General features: G+C 33.3%; 15 protein-coding genes, 1 tRNA gene and 1 riboswitch. Of the genes, 6 read left to right on the forward strand and 10 right to left on the reverse strand.

The window, feature by feature from the left end:
* Positions 1-563 (forward strand): transposase (locus tag EC396_RS08135; protein ID WP_164975229.1); only part of this gene is annotated, 563 nt, incomplete at its 5' end.
* Between the two features lie 81 nt (positions 564-644).
* Here the strand turns inward: EC396_RS08135 and EC396_RS08140 are convergent.
* From EC396_RS08140 to nirB, 10 genes are all read right to left on the reverse strand, one after another.
* Positions 645-718, reverse strand: a tRNA-Asp gene (locus tag EC396_RS08140).
* 65 nt (positions 719-783) lie between these two features.
* On the reverse strand, positions 784-1,707 hold the full coding sequence (locus tag EC396_RS08145) for a DUF58 domain-containing protein (RefSeq protein ID WP_129366215.1): 924 nt from the start codon (positions 1,705-1,707) through the stop codon (positions 784-786).
* Between the two features lie 94 nt (positions 1,708-1,801).
* Positions 1,802-2,119, reverse strand: a complete 318-nt coding sequence (trxA, locus tag EC396_RS08150; protein ID WP_129366216.1) for a thioredoxin — start codon at positions 2,117-2,119, stop codon at positions 1,802-1,804.
* A 117-nt stretch (positions 2,120-2,236) separates the two neighbouring features.
* The gene (gene metF / locus EC396_RS08155) at positions 2,237-3,193 is read right to left on the reverse strand and encodes a methylenetetrahydrofolate reductase [NAD(P)H] (protein ID WP_129366217.1); all 957 of its coding nucleotides are present in this window, start codon (positions 3,191-3,193) and stop codon (positions 2,237-2,239) included.
* Between the two features lie 330 nt (positions 3,194-3,523).
* Positions 3,524-6,202 carry a methionine synthase gene (gene metH / locus EC396_RS08160; protein WP_129366218.1) on the reverse strand — a complete coding sequence of 893 codons (2,679 nt, stop codon included), beginning with the start codon at positions 6,200-6,202 and terminating at the stop codon, positions 3,524-3,526.
* Positions 6,203-6,273: 71 nt separating this feature from the next.
* Positions 6,274-7,272: a homocysteine S-methyltransferase family protein gene (locus EC396_RS08165; protein WP_129366219.1), complete on the reverse strand. Its 999-nt coding sequence runs from the start codon at positions 7,270-7,272 to the stop codon at positions 6,274-6,276.
* A gap of 79 nt (positions 7,273-7,351) precedes the next feature.
* Positions 7,352-7,456, reverse strand: a riboswitch (SAM riboswitch).
* A gap of 73 nt (positions 7,457-7,529) precedes the next feature.
* The gene (locus tag EC396_RS08170) at positions 7,530-9,353 is read right to left on the reverse strand and encodes an ATP-binding protein (RefSeq protein WP_129366220.1); all 1,824 of its coding nucleotides are present in this window, start codon (positions 9,351-9,353) and stop codon (positions 7,530-7,532) included.
* Between the two features lie 18 nt (positions 9,354-9,371).
* Positions 9,372-9,956, reverse strand: coding sequence for a DUF4202 domain-containing protein (locus EC396_RS08175; protein ID WP_129366221.1), 585 nt, complete (start codon positions 9,954-9,956; stop codon positions 9,372-9,374).
* A 23-nt stretch (positions 9,957-9,979) separates the two neighbouring features.
* A complete protein-coding gene (gene nirD / locus EC396_RS08180) occupies positions 9,980-10,357 on the reverse strand; it encodes a nitrite reductase small subunit NirD (protein ID WP_129366222.1) in 378 nt (125 codons plus the stop codon).
* 11 nt (positions 10,358-10,368) lie between these two features.
* Positions 10,369-12,888, reverse strand: coding sequence for a nitrite reductase large subunit NirB (nirB, locus tag EC396_RS08185; protein WP_129366223.1), 2,520 nt, complete (start codon positions 12,886-12,888; stop codon positions 10,369-10,371).
* A 189-nt stretch (positions 12,889-13,077) separates the two neighbouring features.
* Here nirB and cobA point away from each other — a divergent pair, with 189 nt between their 5' ends.
* The 5 genes from cobA to EC396_RS08210 all read left to right on the forward strand — a co-directional run bounded on the left by cobA (position 13,078) and on the right by EC396_RS08210 (position 18,959).
* Positions 13,078-13,854 carry a uroporphyrinogen-III C-methyltransferase gene (cobA, locus tag EC396_RS08190; protein WP_129366224.1) on the forward strand — a complete coding sequence of 259 codons (777 nt, stop codon included), beginning with the start codon at positions 13,078-13,080 and terminating at the stop codon, positions 13,852-13,854.
* A 154-nt stretch (positions 13,855-14,008) separates the two neighbouring features.
* Positions 14,009-15,424: an MFS transporter gene (locus tag EC396_RS08195; protein ID WP_129366225.1), complete on the forward strand. Its 1,416-nt coding sequence runs from the start codon at positions 14,009-14,011 to the stop codon at positions 15,422-15,424.
* A gap of 98 nt (positions 15,425-15,522) precedes the next feature.
* The gene (locus EC396_RS08200) at positions 15,523-16,152 is read left to right on the forward strand and encodes a Crp/Fnr family transcriptional regulator (protein WP_370276447.1); all 630 of its coding nucleotides are present in this window, start codon (positions 15,523-15,525) and stop codon (positions 16,150-16,152) included.
* Between the two features lie 242 nt (positions 16,153-16,394).
* A complete protein-coding gene (locus EC396_RS08205; protein ID WP_129366226.1) occupies positions 16,395-17,777 on the forward strand; it encodes a CmpA/NrtA family ABC transporter substrate-binding protein in 1,383 nt (460 codons plus the stop codon).
* A 90-nt stretch (positions 17,778-17,867) separates the two neighbouring features.
* Positions 17,868-18,959: an ABC transporter permease gene (locus EC396_RS08210; protein WP_129366227.1), complete on the forward strand. Its 1,092-nt coding sequence runs from the start codon at positions 17,868-17,870 to the stop codon at positions 18,957-18,959.
* Position 18,960: the final 1 nt, after the last annotated feature.

Genomic DNA, 18,960 nt, shown 5'->3' on the forward strand with positions numbered 1-18,960 from the left:
ACGTACAAAAACTTGCACTGGAAGCACTTCAGGATATAAGAATCAAGCATAGATGGGACGCTATAGAACTAGAGAATGAACAGATAAAACTAGCAAAAGCAAAGAACAGCACATGCTCTCCCAAAGAGTTTAGCAACGGAGACACAAGAAAACAACTTTTGGCTAGAAGTAGGTACTTGCTATACAAAGCCCCCTCAAATTGGACAGAAAGCCAATACAGTAGAAGCAAAATATTGTTCGATCAATATCCTGATATAAAAATCGCTTTTGATCTTACTCAAGGACTAAGGAACATATTCAATACAGCCAAAACTATAGAAGTAGCATATACAAAGCTAGCACATTGGTATAAAGATGTAGAAAATACAGGTTTTAAAGCGTTCAACACAATTGCAAATACGATAACACTCAATTATAGGTCAATCCTAAACTATTTTATAAATAGAAGCACTAATGCTTCAGCTGAATCATTCAATGCTAAAATAAAAGCGTTTAGAGCTCAATTTAGAGGAGTTAGAAACGTTGAGTTCTTCCTTTTTAGATTAACAACAATATTTGCATAAACACAACAATTGTTATTGATTCAACACTAGGCTCACAAACAAAAACGCATAAAAAAAGCCTTCTCAATGAGAAGGCTTTTGCGGTCTGGACGGGACTCGAACCCGCGACCCCCTGCGTGACAGGCAGGTATTCTAACCAGCTGAACTACCAGACCGTTGCTGTTAGCGGTTGCAAATATACATCTGTTTTTGACTTCTGCAAAACTTTTTTTCAATTATTTTAAAAATATTTTTTTCTACTTACTAAATACGAAATAAGAACCTGATCAAACCCCTTATGAATATCAACAGGAACATAATCTATCTTATACTGCATACACTTCAATTTCAATTCATTAAAATATTTTTCAACTTCAATTTTGTATTTTTCTTGAACTTCTGAAGCATATAAATTAATTTCTTCACCCGTTTCAACATCAACAAATTTTTTCGGAGAATTTTCAAAATCGAAGTCTAATTCCAACTTTCCATCATAAGTATGAAACAAAACTACCTCATGTTTGTTGTATTTTAAATGTCGTAACGCTTCAAAAAGAGCCATTTCATTTTTATCAGACTGAAACATATCTGTAAATAAAAATATCAAAGACCTTCTGTGTATCTTTTCCGAAATTTCATGCAATGCTTTATACGTATCTGTTTTTTTGGTCGATGTGTTTTTTAAAAGTAAATCCAATTGCGCCAATAACATCCTTCTGTGTCGTTCTCCTCCCTTTGAAGGCGCGTAATACTCATTAACATCACTATAAACACTTAAACCAACTGCATCTCTCTGACGCTTTAAAATCTCCATCAAAGCTGCTGATGCAACTGTTGAAAATGCAATTTTCGATAATTTTTGTAACGATAGGGTTTTAACTTCAGGAAAATGCATAGATGCAGAATTGTCTATAATTAAATGACATCGCAAATTTGTTTCCTCTTCATACCGTTTTACAAATAGTTTTTTTGTTTTGGCAAATAATTTCCAATCTATATGTCTGGTGCTTTCACCTGCATTGTACAATCTATGCTCTGCAAATTCAACCGAAAAACCATGAAACGGACTCTTATGCATACCCGTAATAAACCCTTCTACAACCTGACTTGCTAACAATTCAAGGTTGCTCAATTCGGATATATGTTGTATTGATAAATCGCTCATTAAAAATTATTAATCATTGTAAATATAGCATTTAAAAAGAAAAAGCCCGACAAATTTGTCGGGCTTTCCATAAATTATATATTAAAATTACATTTTATAAATGCGCATTTAATTTTTCAGCATAAGTAGCTTTTGGTGCAACACCAACTTGTTTTTCAACAACTTCACCACCTTTAAAAACCAATACAGTAGGTATATTACGCACACCATATTTTGATGCAAATTCTTGATTTGCATCAACATCTACTTTTGTAATTACAGCCTTACCATCAAATTCTGATGTTAAGTCATCCATAATTGGAGCGACCATTCTACAAGGACCACACCAAGCTGCCCAAAAATCAACCATTACTGGCTTTTCCGATTTTAACACTATTTCATCAAAAGTTGCATCTGTTACTTCTATTGCCATGATATATATATTTTAATATTTGTCTATTACAAAAGTACACAATTATTTCACCTAACCAATCGCTCTATAATTTCTTTTATCTATAAAGCTATTAACAAAACTGATTTTAACAATTCTTTAAAATATTTCTTTTGCAATTGCTTTGATATTATCCGATTTTCCCATCGAATAAAAATGAACAACGGGCGCTCCATGAGCCATCAATTCTTTAGATTGTTGTATCGCCCATTCAATACCAACCTGTCTAACTTGCACATTGTCTTTACAACCTTCAATGGCCGAAATTAAATCCTCAGGCATATCCAACCTAAAAATCTGTGGCAATATTTGCTGATGTCTTTTAACTGCTACTGGCTTAATTCCTGGTATAATAGGTACGGTAATTCCTATTTTACGTGCCTTTTCTACAAAATTAAAATATTTCGAATTGTCAAAAAACATTTGCGTAACCACATAATCTGCTCCAGCATCTACTTTTTCTTTCAATCTTCGCAAATCGGCATCCATACTTGGCGACTCTAAATGCTTTTCCGGATAACCAGCAACACCAATACAAAAATCGGGTCTATTAGTTGTTTCAATAATATTGTGCAAATATTTACCTTGATTCAATTCACGTATTTGATCTACCAAATCAACCGCATATTCATTACCTCCTGGTGTTGGCACAAAATAAGGCTCGTGTTTCATGGCATCACCGCGCAAAGCCATAATGTTATCCAAACCTAAATAATGACAATCAACCAAAACATACTCTGTTTCTTCTTTGGTAAAACCTCCACACAGCACATGCGGTATGGCATCTACATCGTATTTATACTTTAAAGCCGCGCAAATACCAACTGTTCCCGGACGCATACGAGTCATTTTTTGCTCCAATAAACCGTTTTCCTTTTTAATATAAACATACTCTTCTCTTGATGTTGTTACATCAATAAAAGGCGGTTTAAACTCCATTAACGGATCAACATTATTGTATAAATCCTGAATATTTTGTCCCTTTTGTGGCGGAACAATCTCAAACGAAAACAATGTTTTTCCGTTCGCATTTTTAATATGCTCTGTTACTTTCATTTTATCCCATCCTTAATCCTTCCCTAAGAGAAGGAAATTGCTACTATTTTAATTCTTATTCCTAAATCCTCAAAACAACGCTCTAACCTTGAACTTTTAAACCATTCAACCTTTAAACTTAATTTTAAGGGCGTTACCCACAAGGGGTCGGGCTATACGCTATATCTTTTTTACAATTCCACTGCGTTACATTGTAAAAAAGGATGCCGCTGCTATCCCTAACGCAAATCAATTATCAATTATCAATTATCAATTACTAATGAATATTTTTTCAACCATTCAACCCTTCAACTGTTAAACCCCAAAATTCCCCCTTTGAGGGTTAGGGGATTAAACCAAATTCGGATTCAACCATTTTTTAGCCGTTTCTAAATCCATATTTTTTCTTACAGCAAAATCTTTTACCTGTTCTTCGGTAATTTTACCCAAACCAAAGTATTTTGCTTTTTCATTTCCAAAATAATATCCCGAAACCGATGCCGCTGGCCACATAGCCAAACTATCTGTCAACTCAACACCAATGGTTTCTTTTACACTTAACAAATCCCAAATAGTCCATTTTTCAGTATGATCCGGACAAGCAGGATATCCCGGTGCTGGTCTTATTCCTTTATAATCTTCCTTTATCAATTCTTCATTCGATAAATTTTCAGCGTTTGCATAACCCCAATATTCTTTACGAACCTTTTTGTGTAAATACTCAGCAAAAGCTTCCGCCAATCTATCTGCCAAGGCTTTGATCATAATCGAATTATAATCGTCGTGGTCTTTTTCAAATTCAGCAGCCAATTCAGCAGTTCCAAATCCGGTCGACACACAAAATGCACCCATATAATCGTTTATACCTGTTTGTTTAGGCGCCACAAAATCTGCCAAGGCAATATTTGGAATGCCATCTTTCTTTTTTGCCTGCTGACGCAAAGTTACAAATTGCACATTTACCTTATTTCTTTCAGCATCAGCATAAATCTCAATATCATCATCATTCACCGTATTTGCAGGAAAAATTCCAAACACCGCTTTTGCTGTAAGCAATTTTTCATCCAAAACTTTTGCCAACATTATTTTAGCATCTTTAAATAAATTTGATGCCGCTTCACCTACAACCTCATCAGTTAAAATAGCAGGAAATTTACCTGCCAATTCCCAAGTTCTAAAAAACGGACTCCAATCTATATAATCAACCAACTTGGTTAAATCAAATTCTTCAAAAACCTGCGTACCAATAAAATTAGGCGCTTTAATTTCTGTAGAATTCCAATCTATTTTAAATTTATTTTTACGAGCATCAGACAAAGAAACATACTCTTTATTATTTGACCTGTTTTCAAAACCTTCACGCACTTTTACATAATCAGCTTTAATATCGCTAATGTACTTTTGATTGGTTCTTTTATTTAACAAATCACCAACCACAGTTACTGCTCTTGAAGCATCATGAACGTGAACAACTGCATTTTTATATTGAGGATCAATTTTTACAGCTGTATGTGCTTTTGAAGTAGTTGCGCCACCAATTAACAAAGGCACTTCAAAATTTTGACGCTCCATTTCTTTGGCCAAATACACCATTTCATCTAAACTTGGCGTTATCAATCCGCTTAAACCAATGGCATCAACATTTTGATCTTTAGCCGCCTGAATAATTTTTTCAGGAGCAACCATTACCCCTAAATCTACAATATCATAATTGTTACAACCCAAAACAACACCCACAATATTTTTACCAATATCGTGCACATCACCTTTTACGGTAGCCAATAAAATTTTTCCATTTGATTGGTTTGCACCATCTTTATCAAGCTCAATAAAAGGCAATAAATACGCTACCGCTTTTTTCATTACACGCGCAGATTTTACCACCTGAGGTAAAAACATTTTACCCGATCCAAATAAATCTCCAACTACATTCATCCCAATCATTAAGTTACCTTCAATAACCTGAATGGGTTTTTCAGCTTCTAATCTTGCTGTTTCAATATCTTCAATAATATATTCATCTAAACCTTTTACCAACGAATGTGTAATTCTGTCTTGTAAAGGTTTTTCACGCCAAGACAAATCAACTTTACGCTCTTTGGTTGTGCTAATAACACTTTCTGCAAAATCTAACAAACGTTCTGTTGCATCTTCTCTTCTATCTAAAATAACATCTTCAACACGTTCTAATAAATCTTTCGGAATTTCATCGTAAACTTCTAACATTGTTGGGTTTACAATTCCAATATTCATCCCTGCTTTGATGGCGTGATATAAAAATACCGAATGCATAGCTTCACGAACCGCATCATTTCCACGGAAAGAAAACGACACATTACTTACACCTCCACTAACATTTACATTTGGCAGGTTTTCACGAACCCAACGCGTAGCTTCAATAAAATCTATGGCATTTCTTTTGTGCTCATCCATTCCTGTGGCAACAGGAAAAATGTTTAAATCGAAAATAATATCTTCCGAAGGAAAACCAACTTTATCAACCAAAACATCATAAGAACGTTTGGCTATTTCAATTCTTCTATCGTAATTATCGGCTTGACCAACTTCATCAAAAGCCATTACAATAATGGCAGCACCATACATTTTAATTTTTTTGGCTTGCACTATAAAATTTGCTTCACCTTCTTTTAAACTGATTGAATTTACCACACATTTACCTTGAGCAACTTGCAAACCAGCTTCAATAATTTCCCATTTAGAACTATCAATCATAATAGGTACACGAGCAATATCTGGTTCTGCAGCAATTAAATTCATAAAACGAACCATTGCTTCTTTACCATCTAACAAACCATCATCCATATTAATGTCGATAATTTGCGCTCCACCATCAACCTGATGACGTGCAATAGCTAAAGCTTCATCAAACTTTTCTTCTTTTATCAGTCGTAAAAATTTACGAGAACCCGCAACATTGGTACGTTCACCAACATTTATAAAATTACTTTCTGGCGTAATTACTAAAGGTTCAAGTCCTGATAACCTTAAATATTTTTTTTCTTTATTCATTTTATTCTGATGTGATTCTGAAACAAGTTCAAAATGACGTATAAATTCAATTTGTACTAATTAACCAACAGCTAACAACTAGTAACCACTCTTGGTTTATAATCTTTTACCATATCAGCTATTGCTTTGATATGCGCAGGTGTTGTTCCGCAACAACCTCCAATAATATTGATTAAGTTTTTATCTAAATATTCTTTAATTTGATTTGCCATCATTTCTGGCGTTTCATCATATTCACCAAAAGCATTTGGCAATCCTGCATTTGGATGTGCCGAAATACCCAAATCTGATTTTTGTGCCAACACTTCTAAATGCGGTGTTAATTGACTGGCTCCTAAAGCGCAGTTGAAACCAACAGATAACAATGGGATATGTGATACTGAAATTAAAAAAGCTTCAGCTGTTTGTCCAGACAATGTTCTTCCACTAGCATCGGTAATTGTACCACTTAACATAATTGGAATATCAATATTTCTTTCAGCTTTTATTTCTTCAATAGCAAACAAGGCTGCTTTGGCATTTAAGGTATCAAAAACAGTTTCAACCAACAACACATCAACACCACCGTCAATCAAAGCTTCGGCTTGTTGTTTGTAAGCAACTCTTAAATCTTCAAAAGTTACTGCTCTAAAACCAGGATCATTTACATCGGGAGACATACTTGCAGTACGGTTTGTTGGACCTATAGAACCTGCTACAAAACGAGGTTTATCAGGATTTTTAGCCGTAAATTCATCAGCAACTTCTTTGGCAATTTTAGCCGATTGGTAATTTAACTCATATACATAATCTTCCATTTCATAGTCGGCCATAGCAATGGTTGTACTGCTAAAAGTGTTTGTTTCAATAATATCAGCACCGGCTTCTAAATATTTTTTATGAATTTCTTTGATAGCTTCAGGTTGGGTAATAGAAAGCATATCGTTATTTCCTTTTACTGAAATTTTAAAATCTTTAAATTGCTCACCTCTATAATCTTCTTCAGTAAATTTATACTGTTGAATCATAGTTCCCATAGCGCCATCAAGCACCAAAATTTTATCTTGTATTATTTTCTGAATATTTTCCATAATTATGTATTCGTATAAACTTTTATATGAATTTTGATAGTTATTAAATTAAAGAATTTCCTTTTTATGAAGTTTTCTTATGTTATCTTCCCACAAAATTGAGGTAGAATGTAGCACCTTCTTTATGTATAAAGGGTTGCCAAGGCTTCATAAGGTCTATTCCCTCTGCCTTTCTTAATAACTAATTTCAATGCGTTTATGAACTTGCGTGCAAATATAGGACATTCCATTTTGAAAATGAAACCTTGATAGTTTTTTTATGAATTTGGCAGATTTATATTAATTGTAATACGAGTTCCATTATTTTTTGAAGTATTAATAAAAATCCTACCATTTATATAATGAATGCGCTCTCTCATAAAAAATAACCCCATTCCTGTCTCATTTTTTGTTTCTACCAATTTTTCAGGATCAAACCCTTTTCCGTCATCGTCAATTACAATACTTAATACCTGAGCAGAATGACTAATTGAAATTAAAATAAAGTTAGATTCGGCATACTTTAAAGAGTTATTTACAGCCTCTTGAACAACACGGTACAAATTGGTTTCGACCAAAGAATCGAATCTGCCTTTAAAATTGGTTTTGTTTTCAAAAAATATTTTTTTTCCTGTGAAATCTGAAAGTCGATCTGCCAATTTTTGAATGGTAGGCACAATGCCATAATCAACCAATTCTGGTGGTGTTAAATTAAACGTTACTGCACGAACTTCTTTAATTAAAGTACCCAACAAATCTTTTAATCTTCCAACTTTTACTTCCGTATTTTCAATATTTGAAGCATTTATAGACTCTATATTAAATTTTAAAGCCGTTAACATTTGCCCAATCCCGTCGTGGATATCTTTGGCGATTCTTTTTCGTTCTTCCTCCTGAGCCTCAACAATTTGACTTGCCTGAATTTTTTGCAAATTCACTTGTTCTTTAAAGCGTTGCTCATTCAATTCATCAATTTGCTTTTGCGAATTTTTTCGTTTTGTAATATCATTACACAAAATTAAAACACGCTGATTATCATTCAAATGATTCATTGGAATAATTGACATTTCCAACCACAATTTCTCGTTATTTTTGGTTGCAACCTGTAATTCTCCAACCCAAATAGAATGTCTTTTTCCTTTTAATAATTCTTTAATAGTTTGCTGCTCACCTATTTCAATTTGCAACAATTCTTCAAATTTTACTTGCGTATCCCTACTTTCAACCCCCAATAAATGATTGAATTTTTTACTCATATGCACAATGGTACCTTCACGCGTTACACTGGCAAACAAAGCTGCATTGTCTAATGCATAATTTAAATGTTGTAGCTCTTGTAATGAAGCTTCTTTAGCAATATAAAGTTCCTCAATTTTTTGCGCCTTTTCTTGCGCTTCTCCTTTGGAAATCATTAAATCAGCTATTACCTTTTTTATATGAATTGAAATAGGTTTGAATAAAAATAGAATTTCAAACAATAAAATAAGGAAGGAAATTAGCAGTAAAACATACTCTATCTGCTTAAGATTTGCTACTTTTTGTTGACTTACAGCATCATACTTAAACACTATCTCGTCCATTTTTCTTAAAAAACGACCTTCAACATGCGCTAATTCATTCAACCTTTTGCTTAGCAACACCTCTGAATCTTGCGAATTTTCAACTACAATATTGTAAACATTGCTACAAATAGTAATAATTTGATGATGATCTTCTTCAATTTGCGCAAAAAGCAGCCTAAATTCTTGACTTGTACGAATTAAATTTCGAAGTTCACTAAATTCGTTTTGAAAACCAATATGCGCATTTAAAAAAGTTTCGTTGTCCTTTTTTATAATTTCAGCATGAGCCAAACGATCATCAACGGTTTTAGCATTGTTTAAATACAACACTTCTTTCACCAACTTTTGACTTAACATACGCTGTCTTCCTGCAATGTTTACAATTCGAGAATCGTTTAATTGAGAATTTAGATGTTTTTGAATCAATATTTGCGCAATAACAATACTTGCGGCAATCAACAAAAAAGCCAATAAATACAACCTTCTTAGCTTAAGAAAGGTCGAATTATCTATTGAAATGCTATCGCCTTCTTTTGTCATTTGAAGAAAAATATTGAATTAACTAAGTGCTTTTGTGATTAATGCCAATGCTGAAGCTGGTAAATTTAATTCCAAAGCAGCTTTATGACCTTTATCCGACATTTTTTTCCACGTTTTTTGAACAATGTCTATCAGTTTTTCTTCGGAATATTTTTCAGAAAATTTTAAAAAGTAAAATTCTAAAAACACCAAACAAATTACATCTTCTAAAGTTTGGGTATCTGCATTCTTTTTCAATTGTTTTTTCAACAGTAAAAATGCAACATCATCAATAACCTCATCATCGTAACCAACGCTTTTTAATATTTCTGAAGCTTTTTTAGCGTGAAAATCTTTTAAATCTTTTCGCCAGTTAAGATAACCAACACGATTCATTTCGTAAGAATCTCTTGGTATTTCCCAGCGACAAATATGTTGGCAACGCACTGTAAGTTGTAATGCTTCAGAAGAATTAGGAGCAAACTTATTCAGTTGCTCCGTCATTCTCATTGCGTATAATAATTCCTTCGGAAATTCCTTTCCTTCAAAAATTTCTGTATTTGGATCTGATGAATTTGCTTCATCAAATAATTGTATTGCTTTGTTAAATTTTTCTGATTGCATGATGGTTGAATAAAAAACCAAAGCTATTCAGAAAATCCGATATACACAAAGTTGTCTTCAATTTTAACCGGATATGTTGCAATTGCATCCAAATCACCGTTTAAATTTTCACCTGTTTCTAACGAAAATGTTTTTTTGTGCATTGGACAAGCCACTTTTGGCATCCCTTTATCGTCGCCTATCATACCGCGAGACAACACCATTTCCATTTTATGCGGACATACATTTTGGCACGCATACCAAGCATTGTTTAATTGAAAATTAAAAACTGCTATTTGTTTTTCTTTATATTTTACACACACACCTCCATCAATTGGAAAGTCTTTTACTGGTGCTGCTTTAAACCAAACTTTAACATCATTTAAAGCTACTGTTTCGTATTGTGATAAAATTGCTTCCATATTTTAATTTTTTAATTTTCCCAAGATTTTGGCATTTTTTGATCTCTCATTGGTACAAAAACCAAGTTATCATCCGATTCGTCTGAATTCACAAAATGCTTGAATTTACTTTTAACTTCTTCGTTTTCAATCGCTTCTTTCCACTCACATTGGTAAGCATCAACCAGTGATTGCATTTCAATTTCTAATTCTTCAGCAATGTTAAAAATATCATCGATTACTATTTTTTTCAATTGCTCAATACCACCTTCTAATTTTTCTAACCAAGTTGCAGTTCTCATTAAAGGCGCTGCAGTTCGTATATAATACATTAAAAATCGGTCTAGATATTTAATTGCAGTTGCATTGTCAATTTGCTCGGCCAACAATAACGCATGTTTAGGAGTTGCGCCACCATTACCACCAACATATAAATTCCAACCACCATCAACAGCAATTACACCAAAATCTTTCCCACGCGCTTCTGCACATTCGCGAATACAACCAGAAACGCCACCTTTAATTTTATGAGGCGAACGCAATCCTTTGTACCTGTTTTCTAAATCAATGGCAAAACCAACACTTTCATCCATACCGTAACGACACCAAGAAGAACCAACACAACTTTTTACAGTTCTCAATGATTTTCCGTAAGCGTGACCACTTTCAAAACCAGCATCTATCAACTCTTTCCAAATAGCAGGCAAATCATTTAATTGCGCACCAAACAAGTCAATTCGCTGACCACCAGTAATTTTAGTGTACAAATCGTATTTTTTACCAACCAAACCAATAGCAATTAATTTGTCTGGCGTAATTTCACCTCCAGGAATACGTGGCACCACTGAATACGTTCCGTTACGCTGAATATTGGCTAAAAACTTATCATTTGAATCTTGAATTACAGCTTCTTTATTTGCAGTATCATTGTATAAACTTGCAAAAATTGAAGCTACTAAAGGCTTACAAGTTTCACAACCTTTTCCTTTTCCACAAGTTGAAAGTGCTTCATTAAATGTGGTTACTTTTTTAATTTTTAAAATTCCGTATAACTCCTGACGCGTATATTCAAAATGCTCACAAATGGTTTCTTTAACTTCTTTTCCTAATGATTTTAAGGTTTCATTTACCAAATCAACCACCATAGGTTTACAACCTCCACAACCAGTTGTTACTTTTGTTTTGGCAATTACATCGGCCAAATTATTACAACTTCCATCTTTTATTGAATTACAAATAGTTCCTTTTGTAACACTTTCACAAGAACAAACTTGCGCAGCATCAGGAATATCCATAGCGCTGCCAAACGATTTTCCACCTTCACCCCTACTTCCAATAATCAATTCTTCAGCATCTTCAGGAATTGGCAATCCGTTTAAATATATTTGATGAAACATATTATAATCAGAAGCATCGCCAATTAAAATACCACCTAAAAGTTTTTTTCCGTCGTGACTAACATTGATTCTTTTATATAAATCCTTCGTTTTATTTTCAAATAAAATAGAATATCCTTTTTCAACAGGCATAAAAGGCTCACCAAAACTAGCAACATCAACACCAATTAATTTTAATTTGGTAGACATATCAATATCTGCAGCCATTAAAGTTTCCGTTTTACCTAAAATTTGATCAGCAGCAACATCGGCCATTTCATAACCAGGCGCAACCAAACCGTAAATCATATTGTTATACAGGGCAACTTCACCAATCGCAAAAATCGATTCGTCGTTGGTTTGCATTTTATTGTTTACCACAATTCCACCACGAACACCCATTGCCAAATCACAAGTTTTAGCCAACTCGTCACGCGGCTTTATCCCAGCAGAAACCACCAACATTTCTACATTAATTTTATCGTATTCACCAAACTCCATACCCGTAATAGCATCATCACCCAAAATTTTATTGGTAGCTTTAGACATGTGAATATGAATACCCATAGTTTCTAATTTGTTTTTCAACACATTACTACCACGCGTATCCAATTGTCTTGGCATCAATTTAGGTGCAAACTCAACAACATGAGGTTCTAAACCCATATCCATTACCGCTTTTGCAGCTTCCAACCCCAACAATCCACCACCTAAAACAGCCGCTTTAGCTTCTGGGTTACGTTTTTTAAGCGCATCAGCATACGCCATCATCCCTTCCAAATCTTCAATAGTTCGATATACAAACACCCCTTTTTTCTCAATCCCTTTAATGGCAGGCACAAAAGGAGAAGAACCTGTAGCCAACACTAAATAATCATAAGTATAGGTCTTATCACTAATTGTTGAAATTGTTTTTGTGGCTCTATGAATATCTGTAACACGCTCATTGGTAATTAACTCAATATTATGTTCTTCGTACCAAGACCTTGGAGCCATCTCCAATGCCTTTGCATCCCCATTTTCAAAAAAAGAACTCAAATGCACCCTATCATAAGCTGGCCTTGGCTCTTCACCAAAAACAGTGATTTTAAATTTCTCAGCACCTTCTTTTGCTACAAATTTTTCACAAAATTTATAACCAACCATTCCATTACCTATTACTAAAATTGATTTCATCTGTTTGTATTTTATTGCGTTAATTTGTAAAATGAAATTTGTTTAAAATTGAATTACACAACTTTCATTTTATACTATTTTAAGTATCACAGGACAAAACTACGTATTTTTACTTAATAAAACTACGTATTTTAAAAATATTTTACGTATTTTTGCTGTATCATAATTTAAGTACTTAAAAAACAAGGCATGAAAACAAAAAAAAACAATCCAAAAGTTACCTTAGTTGGTGCAGGACCAGGAGATAAAGACTTAATTACATTAAAAGCAGTTAAAGCCATTGAGCAAGCTGATTTTATTTTATATGATGCACTTGTAAATCCTGAAATATTGGCCTACGCAAAAAAAAGCACCCCTACTTTATATGTAGGAAAAAGATTTAACAACCACGCCTTTAGTCAAGATGAAATCAATCAGTTATTGGTAAATAAAGCCTTTGAATACGGACATGTTGTGCGTTTAAAAGGAGGAGACTCTTTTGTTTTTGGAAGAGGAAGTGAAGAAATTGACTTTATAGAATCATACGCTATTGAAACCGCAATTGTACCAGGAATAAGCAGTGCTTTGGCAGTACCTGCATTGCAGGGAATTCCGTTAACAAAAAGAAATGTAAACGAAAGCTTTTGGGTAATTACAGGAACCACTTCTAATGGAGAAATTTCAAAAGACATTACTTTAGGTGCACAATCATCTGCTACCTTGGTTATATTAATGGGACTACGTAATTTTTCGTTAATTGCTGAAGAAATAAAAAAATTCAGACATAAATACACCCCTTTTGCCATTATTCAAAATGGATCACTTCCTAATGAAACCATTACTATTGAAACTATTAACAATTACAAAAATACAATTGATAAAATAGATTATAAATCACCTGGAATTATTGTTATTGGCGATGTTGTTACTGAACACAGCGCCTTTTTAGATGAAGAAATTCAACGAGTTTTAAGCGCTTCTTTTTAAAATTACGAATTTTAATAATTAAAAATCATCTTTTTAAATTATTCAAAATAGATTTCTTAAAAATATATATTATTCACAAAACTACGTAAATTACGTAGTTTTGTTTTTTATATTACGTATTTATACTTATTTTCGCCACGTAAAATATTAGAATATGAAAACAATCAAACTTGAAAAATCGACCAAATTAGAGTTATTAAATTTTAAAAGCATTGCCACAAGAACATTTTGGATTACATCCATTGCGTTTTTTCTTTGCTTTTTTGCCTGGTTCGGAATTGTTCCTTTTATGCCAGATGTTGTTAGGGATTTAGGCTTAACACCTGATCAAAAATGGAATTCTATTATTTTAGCAGTATCAGGAACTGTTTTTGCACGTTTGCTAATTGGTAAACTTTGCGACAAATACGGACCAAGATTATGCTACACCTGGTTATTAATGTTAGGAGCTATTCCTGTAATATTAATAGGATTTGTTCAAACACCTTTACAGTTTTTAATTTGCAGATTGTTTATTGGGTTTATTGGCGCTTCATTTGTAATTACGCAAGTACATACCTCTATTATGTTTGCACCAAATATTGTTGGAACCGCAAATGCAACATCAGCAGGATGGGGAAATTTAGGAGGTGGAGCCAACCGATTAGGTATGCCAATAATTGCTGCAGCCGTTGTAAGTTTTGGAATTGCAGAAGTTGACGCTTGGAGATTTTCAATGATTATTGCAGGTGTTGTTTGTTTTTTAATGGGTATTGTCTACTTTTTATTTACAAAAGACACCCCAAACGGAAACTTTAAAGAATTAAAAGAAAAAGGTGAACTTTCAATCTCTAAAAAAGACCAAGTTGGTTTTACCAAAGTATTAAAAGACTACAGAGTTTGGATTTTATTTTTAGTTTACGCAGCTTGTTTTGGAATTGAATTAACAGTTTACGGAACAATGGATGATTATTTACAAAACACTTTTCAAATTGAAAGAGTTACCGCTGGTAATATTGTACTTTCTTTTGCTTTGATGAATATTTTTGCAAGAACATTGGGAGGATTTTTTGGAGATCGATTCGGGAAAAAATTTGGATTAAGAGGACGTGTATTATTTTTAGCAACCATACTTGCTGTTGAAGGAATTATGTTAGCTACTTTTTCAAGCATCACCTTATTACCATTAGCCATCATATTTTTAGTAGCATTTAGTTTAAGCGTTCAAATGGCCGAAGGCGCAACATTTTCTGTAGTACCATTTATCAACAAAAAAGCAATTGGCTCAATCTCTGGTATTGTGGGCGCAGGTGGAAATGTTGGCGCATTTTTAGCAGCAATGTTATTAAAATCTAAATCTGCCGTAGCCGAAAAAGCAGCCATTGCAGCCAATGAAGGATTGGGAGCAGAAGTTATTCAGGCAGCACAATCTGCAGCATCAGCAACAGCAGTTTCAACCAGCTTTTTTATTATTGGTGGTTTAATTGTAATTACTTCAGCAATAACATTGGCGATTAAATTTTCTACTGAAGACGAAACCGAAAATGCTGTAACAAACAACGAACCTAAATTAGCTTTAGCCGATAAATAAAATAATATATGGTATTAAAATCTAAAATAGATTGCAACGCTTGTACAAATACAGATTGCTTAATTAAGAGAAATCTTTCTTCAGCAATTATGCAAAAAATGATACAACTAAAAAACACCGTTAAGTGTAAAAAAAATCAGCAATTTATTTTAGAAGGCGCACCAGTTAATGGACTTTACTTTATTCAACAAGGAAAAGCCAAAGTTTTAAAAACAGGTATTTATGGCAAAGAGCAAATTCTTAGATTTGTAAAAGATGGTGAAATAATTGGCCATAGAGGATTTGGAATTGGAAAAAACTACACCATTAGCGCCACTTCCATTGAAGATACCATACTTTGTAATTTTACCAATGAAGTTTTAAATGAAATGCTTCAAAAAATACCAAGCCTTACTTATGAATTTATGCTTTTTTATGCTGAAGAATTAAATCGTTCAGAAAATAAAGTGAAAAGCATAGCTCAAATGACGGTTCGCGAAAAAGTTATTGACACCATTTTATATTTATACAGAAAGTTTGGCGAAAATCAAAAAGGTTTTTTAAACATCAATTTAAGTCGACAAGAAATTGCAGATTTTGCAGGAACAACAGACGAGCAAGTAATTAGAACCATTTCATCATTAAAAAAAGAAAATCTATTAATTTCTCAAGGAAAAAAAATAGGCATCAAAAATGTTAGCGACTTAAAAAAAGAAATTTCAGAACACAACTATTTTTTAAATAGCTAAACACATTTCAACCAAAAAAATAAAAATACGTAGCTCATTAATTTGGACTACGTATTTTCTTATTCAACTAATTTACTTCACTTTAAATTAATTAACTGTTTTTACACAGGTTTTATACTGCTTAAAAATACATTTAAACAGGGTATATTTCATCTTTTCTTTTAAAACATACGTATATATTTGCAGTGTAACTAAGTATTTATACTTAAATAAAAACAAAGAACAACTATAAAATCAATATTATGAAAACAACTTTATTAAAAACAATGACACTGCTTATAGCCCTAACACTTGGCGCTTGCGGTGGTTCAACAGCTAAAAAAGAAACAGCCGAAGCAACAACTGATGCTGCTAAAAGCACAACAGAAAAATTGGCAATAGAAAAACCACAATTGACTTTTGGTTTTATAAAACTAACAGATATGGCTCCATTAGCCATTGCAAAAGAAAAAGGTTTTTTTGAAGATGAAGGTTTATTTGTTTCTGTTGAAGCGCAATCTAACTGGAAAAACATTTTAGACCGCGTAATTGACGGTCAATTAGACGGTGCACATATGTTGGCCGGACAACCAATTGCAGCTGGAGCTGGGTTTGGTAGACAAGCTGAATTGGTTACTGCATACTCAATGGACTTAAACGGAAACGCTATCACAGTTTCTAACGATGTTTGGAGCAAAATGAAACCAAATGTACCTGTAGACAGCGAAGGGAAATCAATTCACCCAATTACTGCCGAAGCTCTAAAACCAGTTATTAAAGAATACAAAAAAGAAGGAAAATCTTTTAAAATGGGAATGGTTTTTCCTGTATCAACACACAATTATGAAATTAGATATTGGTTAGCAGCAGCCGGAATCAATCCTGGAATGTACACAAAAGAAAATATTCAAGGTCAAATTGATGCTGATGTTTTACTATCTGTAACACCTCCACCACAAATGCCAGCTACTTTAGAAGCAGGAACAATTTACGGTTATTGCGTAGGAGAACCTTGGAACCAACAAGCTGTATTTAAAGGTATTGGAGTGCCAGTTGTAACCAACTATGATATTTGGAAAAACAATCCAGAAAAGGTATTTGTAATGACAAAATCTTTTGTAGAACAAAATCCAAACACAGCAATTGCAGTTACAAAAGCATTGATTAGAGCAGGTCAATGGTTAGATGCTCCTGGAAATAGAGCTGAAGCTGTAAAAATATTATCAATGTCTCAATATGTTGGTGCAGACGAAGTAGTATTGGCAAACTCAATGACAGGTACTTTTGAATACGAAAAAGGAGATAAAAGAGCCATGCCAGACTTCAACGTTTTTTACCGTTACAATGCAACTTACCCATTTTACTCAGACGGTATTTGGTTTTTAACACAAATGAGACGTTGGGGACAAATTCCTGAAGCAAAACCAGCAGATTGGTACGCTAGTAAAATCAAAGATATTTACAGACCTGATATTTGGAAAAAAGCTGCTGAATTATTAGTTGCAGAAGGAAAAATACCAGCAACTGATATTCCTGAAACAGACGGATACAAACCTGCAACAAGCGATTTTATTGACGGTACAACATTTGACGCTAAAGACCCTATTGGCTATATCAATAGCTTTAAAATAGGAAATAAAAATTAGCAAAAAATTGACTCTCTAAAACAACTTTAAAAATTTTAGAGAGTCAATTAAACAACACCAAAGAACAATTAATTAAGAAATACTTTAAAAATGAGCGATCGATTAATAACCATTGTTAGATTTATTGGACTAGGCTTTTTAGAACCAGTTATCAGATTGGCAAGAGGCGAAGAAGCTAAAAAAAACTTGACAGAAATCCTTAAAAAAATTGTAGCACCAATTGCTTCAATTTTAATTTTTCTCTTCATTTGGCAAACAGGATCTACTGCTCTTTACAACAAAGAAGCAGCCCACAGAATTGAAAAAGCATTTAATGAACAAGGACAAGAAGGTGCAGATGCTATGGCCTTATGTATTGAATCTGGCAACGTAAGCTGCCGACCAAATACATTGCCTTCACCAACACAAGTAAAAGCTTCATTTTTGTCGTTATTAAAAGATCACAAAATCATTAAAGCCGATAAAAAAGCTTTTAAAGAAAAAACTGCGGAAATAAATAAAAAACGTGCAGAAGCAGGCGAAACACTTATTGTTTACACAGGAAGACCTTCGTTTGTAGACCAAATAACAACAAGTTTAAAAACGGTTTTTGCCGGATTTTTATTAGCTATTTTTATAGCAGTTCCTATTGGTATTGCACTTGGATTAAGCGAAACATTAAAAAGCTCACTTAACTGGTTAATTCAAATATTTAAACCTGTATCTCCCGTAGTTTGGTTACTACTTGTTTTTATGATTGTAAAAACATTGAATAAAAATTCAGATACAGACAGCTCATTTTTAATTTCATTTATAAGCGTAGGTCTTTGTTCAATGTGGGCTACTTTGGTAAATACCATTATGGGGGTTTCTACAGTAGACAAAGATATTTTAAACGTTGCAAAAGTTTTAAAATTAGGACCACTTCAAAAAGTATTTAAAGTGATTTTACCATCATCTTTACCTTTAATTTTTACAGGATTACGCATCACTTTATCAGTTGCCTGGATGGTATTAATTGCCATTGAATTATTAGCACAAAGCCCGGGATTAGGTTCATTTGTTTGGGAAGAATTTCAAAATGGAGCAAACGACTCAAATTCAAAAATAATTGTTGCCATGTTTGTAATTGGCATCATAGGATTTTTATTAGACCGAATTATGTTAACCATCCAAAATTTTGTTTCATTCAACAAAAATTAAG

Origin of the sequence: Lutibacter sp. HS1-25 (assembly GCF_004121075.1) — a bacterium.
GTDB lineage: Bacteria > Bacteroidota > Bacteroidia > Flavobacteriales > Flavobacteriaceae > Lutibacter.

Bases quoted from the DNA above. Each gene is read 5' to 3' on its own strand.
- EC396_RS08145 (WP_129366215.1), bottom strand. From the start codon at position 1,707: ATGAGCGATTTATCAATACAACATATATCCGAATTGAGCAACCTTGAA.
- trxA (WP_129366216.1), bottom strand. From the start codon at position 2,119: ATGGCAATAGAAGTAACAGATGCAACTTTTGATGAAATAGTGTTAAAA.
- metF (WP_129366217.1), bottom strand. From the start codon at position 3,193: ATGAAAGTAACAGAGCATATTAAAAATGCGAACGGAAAAACATTGTTT.
- metH (WP_129366218.1), bottom strand. From the start codon at position 6,202: ATGAATAAAGAAAAAAAATATTTAAGGTTATCAGGACTTGAACCTTTA.
- EC396_RS08165 (WP_129366219.1), bottom strand. From the start codon at position 7,272: ATGGAAAATATTCAGAAAATAATACAAGATAAAATTTTGGTGCTTGAT.
- EC396_RS08170 (WP_129366220.1), bottom strand. From the start codon at position 9,353: ATGACAAAAGAAGGCGATAGCATTTCAATAGATAATTCGACCTTTCTT.
- EC396_RS08175 (WP_129366221.1), bottom strand. From the start codon at position 9,956: ATGCAATCAGAAAAATTTAACAAAGCAATACAATTATTTGATGAAGCA.
- nirD (WP_129366222.1), bottom strand. From the start codon at position 10,357: ATGGAAGCAATTTTATCACAATACGAAACAGTAGCTTTAAATGATGTT.
- nirB (WP_129366223.1), bottom strand. From the start codon at position 12,888: ATGAAATCAATTTTAGTAATAGGTAATGGAATGGTTGGTTATAAATTT.
- cobA (WP_129366224.1), top strand. From the start codon at position 13,078: ATGAAAACAAAAAAAAACAATCCAAAAGTTACCTTAGTTGGTGCAGGA.
- EC396_RS08195 (WP_129366225.1), top strand. From the start codon at position 14,009: ATGAAAACAATCAAACTTGAAAAATCGACCAAATTAGAGTTATTAAAT.
- EC396_RS08200 (WP_370276447.1), top strand. From the start codon at position 15,523: ATGATACAACTAAAAAACACCGTTAAGTGTAAAAAAAATCAGCAATTT.
- EC396_RS08205 (WP_129366226.1), top strand. From the start codon at position 16,395: ATGAAAACAACTTTATTAAAAACAATGACACTGCTTATAGCCCTAACA.
- EC396_RS08210 (WP_129366227.1), top strand. From the start codon at position 17,868: ATGAGCGATCGATTAATAACCATTGTTAGATTTATTGGACTAGGCTTT.